The organism is Paenibacillus sp. PvP094, from assembly GCF_040546835.1.
GTDB lineage: Bacteria > Bacillota > Bacilli > Paenibacillales > Paenibacillaceae > Paenibacillus > Paenibacillus illinoisensis.
Genome location: NZ_JBEPOM010000001.1, coordinates 3,123,452 through 3,140,219, shown reverse-complemented (window position 1 = coordinate 3,140,219; position 16,768 = coordinate 3,123,452). Strand labels below are relative to the sequence as shown.

Genomic DNA, 16,768 nt, shown 5'->3' with positions numbered 1-16,768 from the left:
ACTACACCTGGCCCTTCTCCGTCCGGCTTCCGATCATTGCAATCCGGCCTCCGTAAGTTTCCTGCAGCGTATCCGGTACAAACACTTCGCTTGTCGGCCCACCAGCAACCAGTCGCCCATTGAGCAGCAGCACATGATCAAAATATTCCTCCACCGTCGCAAGATCGTGATGAACAACGAGTACCGTCTTCCCTTGCTTTTTCAACTGTTCCAAAAGGGAAATGATGGCCTTTTCCGTTGTCGCATCTACACCTGCAAACGGTTCATCCATGAAATACAGGTCAGCATCCTGAACCAGCGCACGAGCCAAAAAGACTCGCTGCTGCTGTCCGCCTGACAGCTGGCTAATCTGGCGATGCATATAGTCTCCCATACCCACTTGCTCAAGGCAGTGTGCAGCCAGATCCCGTTCCTTCTTGCCTGGACGGCGGAACCAGCCCAGATGACCATACCTGCCCATCATCACCACATCCAGTGCATGGGTTGGGAAATCCCAATCGACCGATTCCCGCTGGGGAACGTAGCCGATCCGGCGCCGCTGCTCATGGTAGGACTGACCAAAAATCCGCACCTCACCGTGCATTTTCGGTACCAGTCCGAGTACAGCCTTGATCAGGGTGGACTTCCCGGCCCCGTTCGGACCGAGAATCCCAATCAGCTGGCCTTCGGGTATATCAAAGGAAACCCCGCTGAGAACTGGCTTTTTATGATAGGCTACAGCCAGATCCCGTACACTAAGAGGGGCCATTGTAGGCTTCATTCCCTGCAATTCATTCGGATACTGGGATGTAAGCATGTTATCAGATAACGTTGTCTTGCTCATGCTGCTTCCACTCCTCTCTGGATAAAATCATTATTTCAATGCTTCTACAATCGTCTCGGTATTGTGACGGATCATGCCAATGTAAGTACCTTCTTCTGTTCCTTCAGCACCCATGGCATCCGAGAACAGTTCGCCGCCAATGCTAACCGTATGCCCTTTTTCGGCGGCTCCTGCAATAATGGCTTCCATCGCTTTTGCCGGCACACTCGATTCCACAAATACCGCCTTAATATTATTATCCACGAGGTAATCCCGCAGTTCACTGACATCCTTCGCACCATATTCGGCTGCTGTACTGATTCCCTGAAGTCCCATCACTTTCATGCCGTAGGCCTCACCAAAGTAGCCAAAAGCGTCGTGTGCGGTAACGAGTACCCGGCTTGCTTCAGGGATCTCCTGAATTTTTGTGCGCACTTCGTTATCCAGTTCCTCGAGCTTTGCCAAATACGTTTCAGCTTGAGCCTGATACGCCTCAGCATGATCCGGATCTGCCTCCACAAGTGTATCGCGCACGGCTTCTGCCGCATGCATCCAATGGCTCACATCAAACCAGACATGTGGATCATATTCCGTACCTCCGGTTTCCTGACCCGAATGCAATTCATCTACCGGGATGCCGTCTGTTACGGCAGTTACTGTTTTGCTTTTGGACATCTTCTCCAAAATATCAGTCATTTTACCTTCCAAGTGCAGCCCGTTATAAAAAATGACTTCAGCTTGCTCCAGCTTGCGGATATCCCCTTGAGAAGCCTTGTACAGATGGGGGTCTACGCCTGGACCCATTAGCCCGGTAACGTCAACGTATGCCCCTCCGATCTCACGTGCTACATCTGCAATCATGCCTGTGGTTGCTGTAACCTGCATCTTCCCTTCTGTGCTTCCCGATTCGGCTGAGCTGGAACAAGCGGTCAAAACCACAATCAACACCAGGGCTGACAGCGTCATGAACCCTCTTTGAATACTCCTCATTTTCACCATTAACAACTCGAACCTCTCCTTTCCCTCTCCTAACATAATTGTCCACATCTAATTTTGTTGTACAAGGTATTAAAATTTATACACGACTAATAATGTTTCCCTTGTGCAAATTTTAGCCGATGCAAAATAAAAAGGCAAGGGCTAATTTCCCTTGCCTGTCCGGTTGCGTATATCAGCCTTTTCACTGGCTGTTTTGCAGGATCGTGATATGGAATACCCCACTGCACATGGGTTAATCTCCGTTACTTTGGTACCTCTTCTCAAAAATCTTGTTTTACTCTTTGTCCTTCTCCTGACCCTTTTTCCCTTTTGGCGTCCCGTCCAGACCGTACACCTCATCGTATGCATCGAAGATTTTGCGTGCAATTGGCGACGCACTGACAGACCCGAATCCGCCTTCCGGTACAACAACTGCGATGGCCAGTTTTGGATTCTCACGCGGTGCAAATGCGATAAACACACCGTTCTCCTTCTTATTCGGTCCGGTTCCCTGCTCGGACGTACCTGTTTTACGGGCATAGTCATAAGGGAATCCGTCAAACGAGCTTACTTTGGTGACCATGCCGCGGTGTACTTCATTCCAGTATGCATCCGCAAAATCCACTTCGTTTAAAACTTTAGGTTTAATTTTTTTAACGACACTGCCTTCTGCGTCACGAATTTCTTTCACCAAATGAGGCTCCATCCGTTTGCCCTTATTGGCAAGCATCGTAGTATATTGTGCGAGCTGAAGCGTCGTGTATTTTGCTTGTTGACCAAATGAGGCAAACGCCAGACGTGTCAATGCTGATTCGTCTTTATCTTTATATTCAAGTGTGCCCAGGTACTCACCTGGCAGATCCACGCCTGTAGAGACCCCCAAGCCGAAATCTTTCATATATTCGTCCCATTTATCTATCCCTTTGTCTGAGCCATATTTATTCAGCAAACGTTTGCCTACCATATCAATCATAAACGCATTGGAAGACTTCTCTATGGCGCGTCTTGCCGTGATATGACCATTATAAGCAGAGTGGGAGTTTCTCACCTGCCGCCCGTCTTTCCCCAGAATGGCATATCCCTGATCGTGATAGGTCTGTCCTGCTGTAAACAAGCCTTCTTTCAGACCGATAAGCACACTAAGAGGCTTAATGACGGAACCTAGCAATACCACGGATTCGGCATGCCTAGGCTTTGAATCATTCGGCGGGAAGGAAGCGATCGTCCCATTACGGTAGACGTATTTGATCTTCTCATAATCCCAATCATTCGGATCATAGTCCGGCATGCTCGCCATGGCCACAACATTTCCGGTATCTACTTCCATCGCCACTGCATACCCCGTAATGGCTTTAGGCAGCTTGCGCAGTTCATCTGTAATCGCTTCCTGAGCTGCCAACTGAATTTCCTTGTTGATTGTGGAGACTAGGCTGTAGCCTTTCTCCGGCGGAGTCTGCATGATTGTTCCTTCAGGAAGATTACGTGCATTAATATCGATAGATTGATAGCCACTTCTTCCACGTAGTTCCTCCTGATATTGAAACTCCAGCCCACCTACTCCAACCATTTCTTGCTGAGTGTAGCGAAGACCCGGGTCCCTTTCCGTTGCCAGCGACTTACTAATTTCTTTATACTTATCTAAGTTATTTTGTTGACCCTTGAACTCTCTAGTATAGCCAATGACCTGAACAGCAACCCGATCAGGGTCATACTTTCTCACATTTTCCTCCAGTACCATAGCCCCTGGATATTCAGCCTTTTTTTCCATGAAATAAGCGATTTCTTTCGTATTTAGATCGGATTTAACCAACCTTGGTGTATAACCGTGTGTCTTCTGGTAATCCAGATCGAGGCGTTTCATGATCTCCTCAGCATCCGGCTGTTTCTTATCACCAGGATTAAACTTTTTGAACACTGCAGCCAGATCATCTGCGAGTTTTTGAGCTTCTTCCTGCCGGGAACCGTTACTATAGTCCTCATACAATAATACATACAGAGACTGTACAGGCTCGGAATATGCTAACGCCACTTTTCCCGTGGCATCATAGATCGGTCCACGCACAGGTGCCAGCGGAATGTCTTTTGTATTACGTGTCGTTTCCATATACGTCAATTCAGGTCCCTCGACAAACTGCACAAAGGCTAATCGAAAAATAAGGATACTGAAGATGACAAATGCAGCGAAAAAGAACAGGTTTATTCTTGCTGCGGACGGCTTGTTGACAGTTTTGTCTTCATCGGATGCTTTCTTGCTCCTCCATCGGTTAAACATGTATAAGCCTCTCCGTTCTATATCAATAATGGTTAACAGTCTAAATCATTAACGTACAGCTCAGATATTTTCCCTATATAAGTCTATCAAAGGTTGACTTCCATGTCCCCCAAAATTTGGTTACATTTTCGTAAACATGAGTCATCTTAAACATATGCAAGTGACAATTTAGCAAATTGGTTTCAGGATCAAGACTGCATTTATCAACAAAATCACAAAAAAATATCGGCAACCCTTCCTCAAGGAAGAAATTGCCGATTATAAATTCTATGGTTGTCTACTTTGTTCCTTGCCCCAATTATTAAGCATGTACCATAGTTCCACAATATTCACATGGAGATGTGGAATGAATGGAAACGTGTATCTTTGCACCACAACCAGAACAAGAAATCTGCAGCTTCTTCTCTTCCTTTTGCTCAGGTTCCCCTTGTTCTTTTTCCTGACGCCACTCTCTCTCGTCTACCATTGAGGCATGCTCTTCACTAGACTTGTGGTTTGTAGAACCGGAACGGTGTCCTCGATCAAATAACGGATATCCCTTGAACAATCTGAATACAACATACAACAAAGCAGTTGCTGGTATAAAATGAAAGAAAATAGCAACTGGGATTTCCCAACCTCCCTCCAGGGCTGTATGAACAGAGAGAGAATAAACGGGCAGACAAGATAATAGAAAAAGGATGCTAGCCAACATTTTTCTCATTGAAATTCCCCTTCTGAGTTACGAAATTTGAACAGTCGTGCCACAATATTCGCAGTCAGCAGACATCGTTCCTTGAACCTTGACCTTTGCTCCGCACCCGGAACATTCAACTGACACAGGACCCTTGGGACGTTGTGGTTCCTGCCTGTGTTCATTCTCAGGTGAACTATTGTTGTATGTATTAAAATCAGGGTCTAAATTAATTCCAACCTGCTGGTCTCGATGACCATTAATTACGTTGATGTTCTGTCGGAAAACGTTAGGTTTAATAACCGAATCCGACTGATGTAGATGGTCGCTCCCTCCATCGTTTCCCACATGATTGTCTGGACGATAAGGAGGAACGGAATACGATATCTTGGGCCTACTATTGAGGTTTTTAATGCCAGCCCACATCAATATAATCCCCGGTAAGAGGAAGACCGTTATCACGATAAACAGATCATATCCTTTCTGTACTCGGGTCAACAAAGCTAAAAATAGAAGTAATATTGGTACCGCTATAATTATAAAAAGCACTCCAAAAAACGTTCTCATTATTCGCCCCCAGAACTCTGTATGTATATAAATCCGGATCAGATACCATAAGCTATTGATTTCAGAGGCAAGACTATCCTGCAATTGTATCAAACGCTGGACCGGCATCTCAGCCGTTATTAGCCGTATTTTCTCGATAAATCTATGCTAAGCAAGGACTATTCTACCATTTTTATCCTCCCGTCGCATATTTTTATTTTATATCGTAAACTATTTCAAAAAAAATAGACGTCCTCTCCCGGAATTAACTTCCTGGAATGGACGCCGAATAGATTTACTCTCAATGCCACTTTACAAGATCATACAAGCATTTTCCCTATCTTGTTTTTGGAGCGACTGGTTTTATTGTGTATCTGTTTCTTCCGTTTTATCTTTCTTCGGAACACCGTCCAAGCCGAACTCCTCGTCATACGCATCGAAGATCGCACGTGCAACAGGAGCCGCACTGTTGGAACCGAAGCCCCCTTCCGGGATAACCACGGCTACAGCCAGTTTTGGATTTTCCCGCGGCGCATAAGCGATAAATACCCCGTTGTCGACCAATTTCCCGCCGACTAGCTGCGTCGATGTTCCTGTTTTTCTGGCAAAGTCATAAGGGAATCCGCTAAATGCCGTAACCTCCGTAGCCATGCCTCGTTGTACCTCTTTCCAATAAGCGTCATTGAAATCGACCGTACTTAGCACTTTTGGTTTCACTTTCTCAACAACATTACCCTCGGAATCTCGTATCTCATTTACCAATTGCGGCTGCATCCGTTTACCCTTGTTTGCCAGCATTGTGGTGTACTGTGCTAACTGCATGGTTGTATATTTCCCTTGCTGACCAAAGGAGGCATATACCAACTTGGTCAAGGAACTCTCGGAGCTTTCCCTGTATTCTTTGAGACCAGGCCGCTCATTAGGCAAATCTACCTCTGTAAGTACACCAAGGCCGAATTGCTCCATGTATTCATCCCATACATCAACGCCCTTTGAACCATACGTCGTGTATAACTTCTTACCGATTTCATCAATCATAAACACGTTTGAGGAATGTCGAATCGCATCATGTGGAGTCAACAGACCGTATACGTGACCGGAAGAGTTCTGTACTCTGCGGTTATCCCCACCGAACGTTGTAGAACCTCTGTCTGGATATACGGTATTCGTAGTGAAGAAACCTTCCTTTAGACCGATCAATACACTCAGAGGTTTGATCGTGGAACCAAGCAATACAACCGATTCTGCCCGTTTACCGGAGTCATCTGGCGGGAAGCCACGAATCGTACCATTCTGGTAAATATATTTGATTTTATCGTAATCCTCAGTGCTGATACCACCGGTTTTCCATACGTTCGTGTCATAATCAGGCATACTGGCAGAAGCAACAATTTTGCCTGTATCCACTTCCATCGCTACCGCAAAACCTGTCTTGGCATTGGGATGCAGCTTGCCGGAAACCGGGTGCGTATGCAGCCAGCTCAGTTGATCTGTGATCGCCTGCTCAGTCTTCACCTGCACGTTTTTGTTGATGCTCGTAATCAGGTCATAACCCTTCTCAGGTGGAGTGGAGCCTGCCACACCTTCAGGCAAATTCCGCAAATCCACGTCGACAGAGTTATATCCACTTTTACCGCGCAGCACATCCTGATATTGCAATTCAAGTCCATCAAATCCAACAAACTCATTTTCCGTATATACCAGCCCAGGATCCGTTTGCGTTTTGTTGGCCTCATCAACCTCTTTGTATTTGTTCAACGTTTTGGAACTTTTGAATTTTTTTAAATATCCGATGGTCTGAACAGCAACCGTGTCCGGATCATAGTATCGCACACTTTCTTCAACAATCTGAATTCCCGTAAATTCATCCTTGTGCTGAAGGAAATAAGCCACTTCTTCCTCCGACAGATCGCTCTTGATAAGTCGTGGCATGAAGCCATTCGCCTTGCGGGAGTTCAGATCCATCGCTTCAATGATCTGATCAACGGTAAGGGACTCCGACTCCTTGGTTTTGTACTGTTCGAACACATCATGCAGCCTTGTTGCAATATCCTGAGCTTCCGGGAAGTTTGGACTTGGTTGTCCGTTTACATCACCATAGTTTTTATAGAGCGTCAGGTATAGAGACTGAATTGGCTTGGAATACGCCAGCTTCACCTCACCGGTTGAATCATAGATAGTTCCTCTCACCGGAGCGAGCGGCACATCCTTGGTAATGTTGCTGGCCTCTTCCTGACTGAGCTCAGGCCCTTCCACGAATTGCAGAAACGCCAGCCGTACGATAATAACGCTAAAAATAACAAAGGAAGCGAAGAAAAATACGTTCATCCGGTAACTGAAGCGCCGTTTGTCGGTAAGTTCATCCTTCTCTTTTGAATGATTGTTCATTCATCCTACCTCTTTCATGACTTGATGCATACCGCTCTTAGAAGTCCAGCCGCGGCATGATAACCTGGCAACGTCGTCATAATCCGGAACCCTGTCCGGTGTAATGTTATGCTGTCTGATCTTTCAGATGGGTATCGGCAAAATTCGGAGGATTGAACCAGTCACCGCTCACCGCCCATGTCGGATCAAGCGGAATCCAGCTCTGGGAATCACTCAAATATATTTCATTCCATGCATGTGGGCCATATCCGCCCTGGCCATTGTATCCAAGTCCTGTAACGACCTTAACATCCAGTCCTTGTGAACGAGCCATGACAGCATACAGACGAGCGTAATCAATGCATACCCCTTTTCGCGTATCAAACGTGTTCTGCGGCGTCTGTTCATGCCATATACCTTTTTGCTCATAATCATCCACTTTCCCGTAATCATATTGAATACGGGAACCAACCCAATCATACAAGGCCCGTGCTTTCGCTTCTTCCGTCGTGTGACCTTTCACAATTTCACTGGCTGCAGATTCAATATCTGCAGGAATATTGTGATCAATGACATCATATTTGCGCTGCAAAATTCCGCCCAGTTCCTTCTGAACCGCTTGGGTAAATACCGGCAGCTTGTCCTTGATCAGGTTACCGGATAACGGTTCAATAACGGACTTTGCTCCCTGCATGTAGATCGGCGAAGCCTCTACATATCGGCTGAACATGCTTCCGGGATACAGGCTGACAATCATGAAAAGAACGGCAATGACAATCATCCCGCGGGCAGATCCAATGACTGCTCCTATGATTGCACCCATGAAGCGGCTAATAATCCCCTTGGGACTGCTCTCTTGTTCTGCCGAATGATATCTCCTTCTGAAGAAAAGGGACGAGAACAAGCCAAGAACCATACGAATAAATCCATAGCTAAGCACAAACAACACGGCAAACCGCATCAATGGAAAATCAGCAATCGCCGTAACCAACGTATAATACATCTGCTCCCATCGGTTCAGATCCCGATTCGGCATGGCTGAAGCATGTGCAGACAACCACTGCTGCACATACGGCGCCAGCCAAAGGGTCAAACCAATGGACAGCAGAATACCAATGACCGCCATAATGCCATCCATCAGGAATCCAAATAGTCTTCCTGCAGAACGCGAAGCCCCTCTGGACCATCCCTGGAGCAATGAAGCTGCCACAATCAATAACAGCATAATCGTGATGCCATTGAATTCCTTCAGGCTGTCCAGCCAACTTTGCAACACGTATTTATTCCCCCTTTGCTAAGAAGCTGGTACAGTTCCATTTCCTCTGGCCTGTTCGACAAACGTACGTATCGTTTCATTGTCGAGATTCCATTCGCCCAGTGAAATTCCGCGCAAGGTCACATTGACCTTGTTCGACCCGGCTGTCCCCTTAATTTCCACATTGGGACTCGTAATGGTAAATTGTCCATCCTGCCCTTTGGCGTAGGTGGCCTTGGAGGCTTCCTTCACCATCATATTGGTCGCTTCCTTTTTCAATGTGTCCATTGTACTGGACTGCACATCTGAAACCGTCTGTTTAATCTGATCGATGGAGATGCCGCTGTATATCAATAGAGCCGCAATAATGATGATGGCAATCGCCCATTTCAATACGGTTTTGACCACATTCAGAACAAAGAACAAAATGATCAGTGCAACGACGATCACCAGCCAGTTCTGCATCACAAACTCTTTGATCACTTCTATGTTCATGATTACACCTTCCGTATTAGAGTTAAGAAATCACACTTCCCGAATATTATACATGATTTCCGAACCCGCTGTCAGCTAAGCACTCTCTCGTAAAAATAAAGGTCTAAGTTCGTCCAGTTGAACGTACAAGTAGTACCATGAGGTTTTGCATGAAGAATCGGGAACACATCTGACGACCTGGCATGAACATGTATCGTTTAACAAGGAGGGGCTTTTGTGAAAACGGCCATCTGGCTCTATCTATTTTTGTTTCTTGCTGTTTTTGACCTGCACGCCCAATATCCCATCCTGACCCCCTTTGCCATCTCGCTTGGAGCTGCACCCACCTTCATCGGGTGGATGATGGGAATCTACTCCTTGACTCATCTTCCCGGCAATTTAATTGCCGGCACACAAATCGATAAACACGGCAGTCGGCGTTATATCGTGTTTAGTCTGCTTGGAGCCGGTATTATTCTGCTGCTGCAAGCCCACATTCACACGCCATGGCAGCTGCTTGCGCTTCGTTCCATCAGCGGCTTTGTGCTCGCTTTTCTGTCTCCGGCCTGTCTAGCACTGCTTGCTCAGCTGTCGACCAACCCGGTCACTCAGGGCAAGTATATGTCCGGACATGGTGTCGTGCATACGCTGGCGTCTGTTGTATCTCCAGCTGCTGGAGCACTGATTGTTGGTGCTTTGGGATTCTCTGCTACATTTGCAAGTCTTGGATACCTGCTCATTCTGTCGGGTATGATCGCCTGGTTGTCCATGCCGAAGGGGCTTGTCGATGTTCAGCGTGAGAAAGAAACCGTGCCTCCCAAACCTGCTAACCTCGGAGGAAGTACGAATACCTTCATTCCTGTCTCCTGGCGTTATTTTGCATTGCCTCTGGTCATTGCTTGTGCACAAGGGATTCTGTTTTTTGAATTGCCTCTTCGGGGCGGTGGACACTCGTCCATGATGTCTACAGGGTTATTGTTTTCGGTCATTAGTGTCGGAGCACTCCTCACCCTCAGCATGCTGTTTCTTAATCGTTATTCGCCCAAGCTGCGTTTAACTGCGGGTGTGCTGCTGATGTCCCTCTGCTTCTTCACGCTGGCAGCCTTCCCGGACATTCCTCTGGCAGCTGTACTGTTTGTACTTGGCATGTCTAAAGGGATTACTTTTCCAGCTATGGCTACCCTGTTTATCCGTTTAAGTGGCGGAAGCAAGCTGGGACGTATTTTCTCACTACAGTCCATCGCTACCTCCATTGGATCCTTCATTGGTCCAATCGCCGCAGGTCAGCTGCGTGTAGGTGTCTCGCCGTATTTCATCGCGTTTATTCTATTAATGGTCGGCATTCTGCTCCTTCCTTACTTCACCAGCAGACGTGAGGCATCCCTGTCTTCAACCGATCCGAATAGGTACTGGGATAAACGTAATCCATGATGTAAGTCCTTTTTTTATTAAAATGGCTTGTATTCACCTTTGCTTTGCATCATTCCCCCATTTACAGCTAAACTATATATAATCCAGTCGATTTTCGCTGCAACATTTCCCGGGGAATGTCGACACTAGCTCTCGAACAAGAGGTGAATATCATGCCTATTCATGTCATTGTGGAAGGTAAGAATGATCGCAGCAAGCTGAAACGTCTCGTTGGGCCGGAAATCAACATTTTATGTACATTCGGCACTCTCAATTCGCTCAAGCTGGAGTCCCTGCGCAAACAGGTTGGTTATGATGAAGTATATCTGTTTATGGATAATGACAGTTCGGGTAAAAAAATCAGAGGTGTGCTGCGAGACGCCTTCCCTGATGCAGTGCAGATGTATACCAGACGTGGTTATGCGGGTGTGGAAGGAACCCCTGATGAATACATCATTGCCCAGTTGGAGAAGGCCGGTTTGGAAGAGTATATTCAATACCCCGAGTACCCGTCATTCTAAACGTAAAACAATTGCAAAAGGCTGATTACCGGTTATTTACCAACCCGACAATCAGCCTTTTTTATGGATACTAACAGGATTCTAATATAATTTGAACAGATTATTCATTGATCAGATTGCGGATATCCTCTGCGATTACTGCAGGCTCGACATCTTCTGTATTAAATGCATTATACACCTTGCGCAGCTGATTGTTCTGGTCTACGAGACCAATCATGTTCATATGTGCAAAGTCATCCTTGCTCTCGCCTTCAATCAGGATCTGAAATGAATCCTTGGCGAGCTGCTTTGTTTTATCCATATCCCCTCGCAGGAAATACCACCCGTCATAATCCGCGTGGAAACGGTCCGCGAATTCCTTAATTTTCTCCTTGGTATCGACTTCCGGATCAAATGAAATCGAAACAAAGGACGCATCCTTGCCGAATGTGCCATCTTCCTTCAACAAATCCTGCACCTGGGACAACGTAAACGTCGTAATTGGGCATACATCAGGACAACTGGTGAAATAAAAATAGAACAGCCGCACCTTGCCTTTGGTATCATCGAGCGAAACCGTTGTCCCATCCACATTTTCCATGGAGAAGGATTGGATCTCCCGAATCTCGGGTAATTTCTCCTTGCTGGCAAAGACGGTGCCCCACATGAGGTATACAGCCATAATCAGTGCGAGACCTAGCAGCATCCAGGTCCATTTGTACTTTTTCAGCATCATCCTCGTCCTTTCTCTGTGCTTTCGATATGAATGCGCATACATATCTTGCTTTGAATTACATGGCTATCGTTTCTTGCCCGGGATGTCACGTTATGAAGAAATAAGTAACTTCTTTTGCTTGAAATTGCATATGTATACGAATAACCCCACTCTGGATGGGACCCTTCCTTATTGTAACCGTTCTTGATGCAGATGCCCAAGCATTTATTTTGCACCTTCACCGTAATCCATCCCATTATTTATGAACCGTATCCAGAATCATCAGTATGAAGCTCAGAGACAGATAATTAATGGAATAAAGAAATACCTTTTTGGCCCAGGCGTCCGTATCCTGCGCACGAAATCCTTTGAGTGCATAATATAGCCACAGTACAGACAGCACCAGTGATACCGTCAGATAAAAAATACCGGCATACCCGTATGCATACATTAGAATGGGAACAAAAATCTGCAGCACCAGATAAGGAATCATTTGAATCTTGGTCCGTTCAATGCCCTTCATTACAGGCAGCAGCGGAAATCCACCGGCCCGATAATCCTCTACCCTGCGGATGGCGAGCGCCCAGAAATGCGGAGGCTGCCACAGGAACAACATGGCAAGAAGCAGCCATGCACCCAGGTCCAAACGTCCCGTTACAGCGACATAGCCGATAACTGGCGGCATGGCACCTGACAGACCACCGATGGATGTGCTCCATGTTGAAGAACGTTTTAACCAAAGCGTATAAATAACAACATAGACAAACATGCCAAAAATGCCGCATAATCCGGCAAGTATACCCGAAAAAGCAAAAAGAACAGTTAAGCCTAGCACGCCTAAAATGATGGCATACGACAATACCACCTTCGGTGTTAGCCTTCCTGTCGGTAAGGAGCGGTTGCGGGTACGTTCCATTTTCAAATCAAGTTCACGATCAAAATAATTGTTAAATACGCAGGAAGAAGCCATAACAAGCGCAGTCCCAAGTAGGGTCAGCAGCATCTTTACCAAGTTGATATCCCACTGGGATGCCAGCCAAAACCCTCCAAAAACAGCAATAAGATTGGTCCGAAGTATTCCCGGTTTGGTGATATGAATAAAGTCTTTCCACGATCCCGACTTGGTCGGAGGCGAGGTCAATGTTGCAGAATCGGAAGAAGCCTGGTATCCCAACTGATTGTCCACGCTTGGTTAATCCCCCTTAATTCTCGGTTTGGAGGTTTCTCTCTTTGTCTCCGATATAAAGTTTATCATAGGTAAATGGCCAAGAGTATGACAATGCTCGTACAAATGTTGGGTGAAATGAACTTCTTATGACATCTTTTTCGGGTTTTGGCTGTTTTGCTTCAAGACAGGCGGATAATATACACTATATATGGGTATCACCTAGATAGAGAATCATTAATATGATGAAATCGAGCTACACCACAAAGGAGACGTTTATGGATACTTCTACACATTTTGTCATGGGTATTGGTTTGGCAGGTCTGGCTTATGTCGATCCTGTCGTGGCTTCCAGTCCCATGCTCGCGGCTGCGGTGATGGTGGGTACCATTGCTGGCTCGCAGGCCCCTGACATTGATACGGCACTGCGTCTCAAAAGCAATTCATTGTACATTCGAAATCATCGGGGTATGTCCCACTCGCCGCCCTTTCTTCTATTATGGGTTCTGCTCATCACGGGCGTCATTGCACTGATTTTCCCGGATGTTCCCATTGGACACGTTGCTACCTGGACAGCTATCGCTGTGGGCGTTCACGTGTTTACCGATCTGTTCAACACCTATGGAACCCAGGCAGCAAGGCCATTCTCTGAACGATGGATTGCCTGGAATATCATTCATATTTTCGATCCGTTTCTGTTCGCTTCGCACGTGGTGGCAATCCTGCTGTGGGCCTTTGATCTGATCGCCCCTGCTCCGTTGTTTGTCACACTGTATATCGTTATAGCCCTCTATTATGTATGGCGAATCATTGCCCATGCCCAGGCTGTAGCCAAAGTAAAAAGGCTGGACAACAACAAACCGGCGCTTCGCTATATCGTCATTCCAACGATATCCTGGAACCGCTGGCATGTGGTGAAGCATTTTGCGGATAACAGTTACGAAATCGGAAAAATGGATGGAGCAGAGCTGACATGGCATCTGCATGCCTCTTCTTCCACTCATGCGGCTGTAGCTGCCTCACGCAAATCACCAGAGGTCACTGCCTTTCTCTACTTCACCTCCTATGCGGTTGCGGAGGTAGAGGAGCTGCCTGCAGGATACAAAGTCCGCTGGGCGGATGTACGGTATCGACACCGCAAGCAGTATCCGTTTGTCGCCGTTGTCGTGATGGACCGCAATTTTGAAACGATTGATACGTATGTGGGCTGGTTAAGCGATGAAAAAATGGATAAAAAACTTTTATCTGCCCGGTCTTGACGAGAAGGACCGGGAAAGGCACAATCAAGTAAGGAACGGTTGCGCGATGAAAAGCCCGGAGCGTTTCCGCTCCGGGCCTTTGTTTTGTTGCTTGCTTTTATGATAAATTATTTGCCAGACCCAGACAATTGTTGCTCAGCGATTTGTACCAGACGTTTGGTGATGTAACCACCAAGAGATCCTGTCTCACGGGAAGTGTAGTTACCGTAGTAACCGTCTTGCGGGATTGTTACACCCAGTTCCTGTGCAGCTTCCATTTTCAATTGTTGCAGTGCTGCAGTTGCTTGAGGTACCACCAAGTTGTTAGAACGAGATCCTTGAGCCATATTTAAAATCTCCTTTCAATCTGTGTCTGTAATGTATTGCAAGCTTGCAAGATTATTATGGCTCGCACGCCTCAAGTTATACGGAGATTCATTAAATTTGTGATGGAGGTTTTTCCCAATGAGTAAAGGTTTGTCCTTATGGTTCGCATTCTCTTCGATTGTTTTGTTAACGGTTTCAGCCATATCGATCTCTTATAACGGCTGGTTAGCCTCGCTGCTGTTCATCCTGTCCATTGCCAATATCGGCTGGGGTTTCGTCATTCGTGCCAAGAAGGAACGCCAGGAATTACGTTCTACATCCGAATCGACATCCTGATCTGGAAGGTGGACTCGGTAGTACGCTTGGAACCATAGCCAATGTCATCGGGCTTGGCACGATGCTGGGCAAAATGATGGCTGAATCTGGCTGTGCAGGTTCCTATATGAACAAAAAGAGAGAGGAGCTGTTGGCTCCTCTCTTTTTTGTTCACTTTATATCGTGAAATTTTAACATTGTTGAACAATGTCCGTGATAGCCTATACTGTACGTCTAGGAACAAACCCCATGCGTTCTTTCACATCATGAAGCGTTTTGGCAGCGACTGTTTCAGCACGACGTGCTGAAGTCTCCAAAATCTCGGCCAGTTCGCCAGATTCACGAATTTCGCGATATCGTTCCTGTAACGGTTCAATAACAGAGACAACCACTTCGGCCAACTCTTTTTTGAACGGACCATACATTTTACCCTCGTAACGCTCTGCTACTTCATTCAGCGTAATGCCTGCACACTCTGCATAGATGCTCATCAGATTGCTGACCTCTGGCTTGTTGGCCGGATCGTAAACCACTTCACGTCCGGAGTCCGTCGTGGCACGGCTGATTTTCTTGCGGATCACATCCGGCGGGTCCAACAGGGCAATGTAGCTGCCCGCATTTGGATTACTTTTACTCATTTTCGAGGAAGCATCGTCCAGGGACATCACGCGTGCGCCCACCTGCGGAATATATGGATCCGGAATGGTAAAGTATTCTCCATAACGATGATTGAAACGGCCCGCCAGATCGCGGGTGAGTTCCAAATGCTGTTTTTGATCCTCTCCTACAGGAACGAGGTCCGCATTGTACAGCAAAATGTCGGCTGCCATCAATGAAGGATATACGAACAAGCCTGCCCCCACCGAGTCCTTGCCTGAAGATTTATCCTTGAACTGGGTCATCCGCTCCAGTTCACCCATCGATGTCAGTGTCGTCATCAACCATCCAAGCTCAGCATGCTGAGGAACATGGGATTGCAGGAACACATTTGACTTTGTTGGATCGATCCCCGCTGCTAGAAACAGTGCAGCGACGGCTTCAGACTGTTCACGCAGTGCAGCTGGCTCCTGAGCCACGGTTACTGCGTGGAGATCTACCACCATAAAATGGCATTGGTAATCATGCTGCAGTCTCACAAAGTTCTTGATTGCACCAATATAGTTGCCCAGCGTAAGTTTACCGCTTGGCTGGATTCCAGATAATACAGTTTTCATAAGTCACTTGCGCCTCCTCATGTTTTGTTCAAGTCTGTTTCTTCTCCGCGGACGCAAAAAAGCCTCACATCCGCAAGGGACGTGAGACCGTGGTGCCACCCTTATTCGTGTTTTTCAATCATGCGAAAAACACCTTCATTTTCCCGTAACGTGGAATAGACGTCCAATTCTACTGAGGTACGGTTTGCATTTCTGCAAGGCACCTGTTCCAATCGGCACTCCAGGGTCCATTCGGTAAAGAGTTCACACCGGTTCGCATCACCCACCGGCTTTCTGAAGAGTTTTCTCCTGACTTACTTATCCCTGTCATCGCTTTAATTCAATTCATATGTTATTTCCTTCTGCATTCCATCTTAATCCGCTTCACGCAGATTGTCAAAAATGGAATCAGCTTTTTTTACCCGCCAAGCCGAAATCTGTTATGATGGAATTGCTTATCCTGTTTAGCCCTCCCACGGAGGGCTGTATGGGATTGCTGGCATGTACTCAATGACACGCCTGCAGCGGAGCATGTTAA

General features: G+C 46.6%; 16 protein-coding genes and 1 other annotated feature. Of the genes, 5 read left to right on the top strand and 11 right to left on the bottom strand.

Annotated features, from left to right (window positions below):
• Nucleotide 1: 1 nt before the first annotated feature.
• The 7 genes from ABIC22_RS14535 to ABIC22_RS14505 all read right to left on the bottom strand — a co-directional run bounded on the left by ABIC22_RS14535 (nucleotide 2) and on the right by ABIC22_RS14505 (nucleotide 9,388).
• A complete protein-coding gene (locus tag ABIC22_RS14535) occupies nucleotides 2-760 on the bottom strand; it encodes a metal ABC transporter ATP-binding protein (RefSeq protein ID WP_354485971.1) in 759 nt (252 codons plus the stop codon).
• Nucleotides 761-853: 93 nt separating this feature from the next.
• Nucleotides 854-1,768 carry a metal ABC transporter solute-binding protein, Zn/Mn family gene (locus tag ABIC22_RS14530; RefSeq protein WP_354481665.1) on the bottom strand — a complete coding sequence of 305 codons (915 nt, stop codon included), beginning with the start codon at nucleotides 1,766-1,768 and terminating at the stop codon, nucleotides 854-856.
• Nucleotides 1,769-2,075: 307 nt separating this feature from the next.
• Nucleotides 2,076-4,052: a peptidoglycan D,D-transpeptidase FtsI family protein gene (locus ABIC22_RS14525; protein ID WP_354481662.1), complete on the bottom strand. Its 1,977-nt coding sequence runs from the start codon at nucleotides 4,050-4,052 to the stop codon at nucleotides 2,076-2,078.
• Nucleotides 4,053-4,353: 301 nt separating this feature from the next.
• Nucleotides 4,354-4,755: a hypothetical protein gene (locus ABIC22_RS14520; protein WP_354481659.1), complete on the bottom strand. Its 402-nt coding sequence runs from the start codon at nucleotides 4,753-4,755 to the stop codon at nucleotides 4,354-4,356.
• A gap of 879 nt (nucleotides 4,756-5,634) precedes the next feature.
• A complete protein-coding gene (locus ABIC22_RS14515; protein WP_354481656.1) occupies nucleotides 5,635-7,659 on the bottom strand; it encodes a peptidoglycan D,D-transpeptidase FtsI family protein in 2,025 nt (674 codons plus the stop codon).
• Between the two features lie 106 nt (nucleotides 7,660-7,765).
• The gene (locus ABIC22_RS14510; RefSeq protein ID WP_354481653.1) at nucleotides 7,766-8,914 is read right to left on the bottom strand and encodes a transglutaminase domain-containing protein; all 1,149 of its coding nucleotides are present in this window, start codon (nucleotides 8,912-8,914) and stop codon (nucleotides 7,766-7,768) included.
• 18 nt (nucleotides 8,915-8,932) lie between these two features.
• Entirely contained in the window at nucleotides 8,933-9,388 is a 456-nt protein-coding gene (locus ABIC22_RS14505) for an ATPase (RefSeq protein WP_095292162.1), read from the bottom strand.
• A gap of 216 nt (nucleotides 9,389-9,604) precedes the next feature.
• On the opposite strand from ABIC22_RS14505, the gene ABIC22_RS14500 reads away from it, so the two are divergent.
• Both ABIC22_RS14500 and ABIC22_RS14495 read left to right on the top strand, forming a co-directional pair.
• Nucleotides 9,605-10,798: an MFS transporter gene (locus ABIC22_RS14500; RefSeq protein ID WP_354481650.1), complete on the top strand. Its 1,194-nt coding sequence runs from the start codon at nucleotides 9,605-9,607 to the stop codon at nucleotides 10,796-10,798.
• A 152-nt stretch (nucleotides 10,799-10,950) separates the two neighbouring features.
• Nucleotides 10,951-11,298 (top strand): toprim domain-containing protein, encoded by a 348-nt coding sequence (locus tag ABIC22_RS14495; protein WP_095292165.1) that lies wholly within the window; start codon nucleotides 10,951-10,953, stop codon nucleotides 11,296-11,298.
• A gap of 100 nt (nucleotides 11,299-11,398) precedes the next feature.
• Here the strand turns inward: ABIC22_RS14495 and ABIC22_RS14490 are convergent, their stop codons facing one another.
• Both ABIC22_RS14490 and cyoE read right to left on the bottom strand, forming a co-directional pair.
• Nucleotides 11,399-12,010, bottom strand: a complete 612-nt coding sequence (locus ABIC22_RS14490) for an SCO family protein (RefSeq protein WP_095361390.1) — start codon at nucleotides 12,008-12,010, stop codon at nucleotides 11,399-11,401.
• Nucleotides 12,011-12,248: 238 nt separating this feature from the next.
• Nucleotides 12,249-13,178 carry a heme o synthase gene (gene cyoE / locus ABIC22_RS14485; protein WP_354481646.1) on the bottom strand — a complete coding sequence of 310 codons (930 nt, stop codon included), beginning with the start codon at nucleotides 13,176-13,178 and terminating at the stop codon, nucleotides 12,249-12,251.
• A 257-nt stretch (nucleotides 13,179-13,435) separates the two neighbouring features.
• On the opposite strand from cyoE, the gene ABIC22_RS14480 reads away from it, so the two are divergent.
• Nucleotides 13,436-14,416 (top strand): metal-dependent hydrolase, encoded by a 981-nt coding sequence (locus ABIC22_RS14480; RefSeq protein WP_354481643.1) that lies wholly within the window; start codon nucleotides 13,436-13,438, stop codon nucleotides 14,414-14,416.
• A gap of 107 nt (nucleotides 14,417-14,523) precedes the next feature.
• Here the strand turns inward: ABIC22_RS14480 and ABIC22_RS14475 are convergent, their stop codons facing one another.
• Nucleotides 14,524-14,742, bottom strand: a complete 219-nt coding sequence (locus ABIC22_RS14475) for an alpha/beta-type small acid-soluble spore protein (RefSeq protein ID WP_095292170.1) — start codon at nucleotides 14,740-14,742, stop codon at nucleotides 14,524-14,526.
• Between the two features lie 118 nt (nucleotides 14,743-14,860).
• Here ABIC22_RS14475 and ABIC22_RS14470 point away from each other — a divergent pair, with 118 nt between their 5' ends.
• Together ABIC22_RS14470 and ABIC22_RS14465 are read left to right on the top strand one after the other, a co-directional pair.
• A complete protein-coding gene (locus ABIC22_RS14470) occupies nucleotides 14,861-15,058 on the top strand; it encodes a hypothetical protein (protein ID WP_095292171.1) in 198 nt (65 codons plus the stop codon).
• Entirely contained in the window at nucleotides 15,006-15,224 is a 219-nt protein-coding gene (locus ABIC22_RS14465; protein WP_354481640.1) for a GntT/GntP/DsdX family permease, read from the top strand. The genes ABIC22_RS14470 and ABIC22_RS14465 overlap by 53 nt, the downstream gene beginning before the upstream one ends.
• 34 nt (nucleotides 15,225-15,258) lie before the next feature.
• Here ABIC22_RS14465 and trpS read toward each other — a convergent pair whose 3' ends face one another.
• Nucleotides 15,259-16,251 carry a tryptophan--tRNA ligase gene (gene trpS / locus ABIC22_RS14460; protein ID WP_354481637.1) on the bottom strand — a complete coding sequence of 331 codons (993 nt, stop codon included), beginning with the start codon at nucleotides 16,249-16,251 and terminating at the stop codon, nucleotides 15,259-15,261.
• A gap of 72 nt (nucleotides 16,252-16,323) precedes the next feature.
• Nucleotides 16,324-16,570: a binding site (T-box leader), on the bottom strand.
• Nucleotides 16,571-16,768 lie beyond the last annotated feature (198 nt).

Bases quoted from the DNA above. Each gene is read 5' to 3' on its own strand.
- ABIC22_RS14535 (WP_354485971.1), bottom strand. From the start codon at position 760: ATGAAGCCTACAATGGCCCCTCTTAGTGTACGGGATCTGGCTGTAGCC.
- ABIC22_RS14530 (WP_354481665.1), bottom strand. From the start codon at position 1,768: ATGACGCTGTCAGCCCTGGTGTTGATTGTGGTTTTGACCGCTTGTTCC.
- ABIC22_RS14525 (WP_354481662.1), bottom strand. From the start codon at position 4,052: ATGTTTAACCGATGGAGGAGCAAGAAAGCATCCGATGAAGACAAAACT.
- ABIC22_RS14520 (WP_354481659.1), bottom strand. From the start codon at position 4,755: ATGAGAAAAATGTTGGCTAGCATCCTTTTTCTATTATCTTGTCTGCCC.
- ABIC22_RS14515 (WP_354481656.1), bottom strand. From the start codon at position 7,659: ATGAACAATCATTCAAAAGAGAAGGATGAACTTACCGACAAACGGCGC.
- ABIC22_RS14505 (WP_095292162.1), bottom strand. From the start codon at position 9,388: ATGAACATAGAAGTGATCAAAGAGTTTGTGATGCAGAACTGGCTGGTG.
- ABIC22_RS14495 (WP_095292165.1), top strand. From the start codon at position 10,951: ATGCCTATTCATGTCATTGTGGAAGGTAAGAATGATCGCAGCAAGCTG.
- ABIC22_RS14490 (WP_095361390.1), bottom strand. From the start codon at position 12,010: ATGCTGAAAAAGTACAAATGGACCTGGATGCTGCTAGGTCTCGCACTG.
- ABIC22_RS14480 (WP_354481643.1), top strand. From the start codon at position 13,436: ATGGATACTTCTACACATTTTGTCATGGGTATTGGTTTGGCAGGTCTG.
- ABIC22_RS14475 (WP_095292170.1), bottom strand. From the start codon at position 14,742: ATGGCTCAAGGATCTCGTTCTAACAACTTGGTGGTACCTCAAGCAACT.
- ABIC22_RS14470 (WP_095292171.1), top strand. From the start codon at position 14,861: ATGAGTAAAGGTTTGTCCTTATGGTTCGCATTCTCTTCGATTGTTTTG.
- trpS (WP_354481637.1), bottom strand. From the start codon at position 16,251: ATGAAAACTGTATTATCTGGAATCCAGCCAAGCGGTAAACTTACGCTG.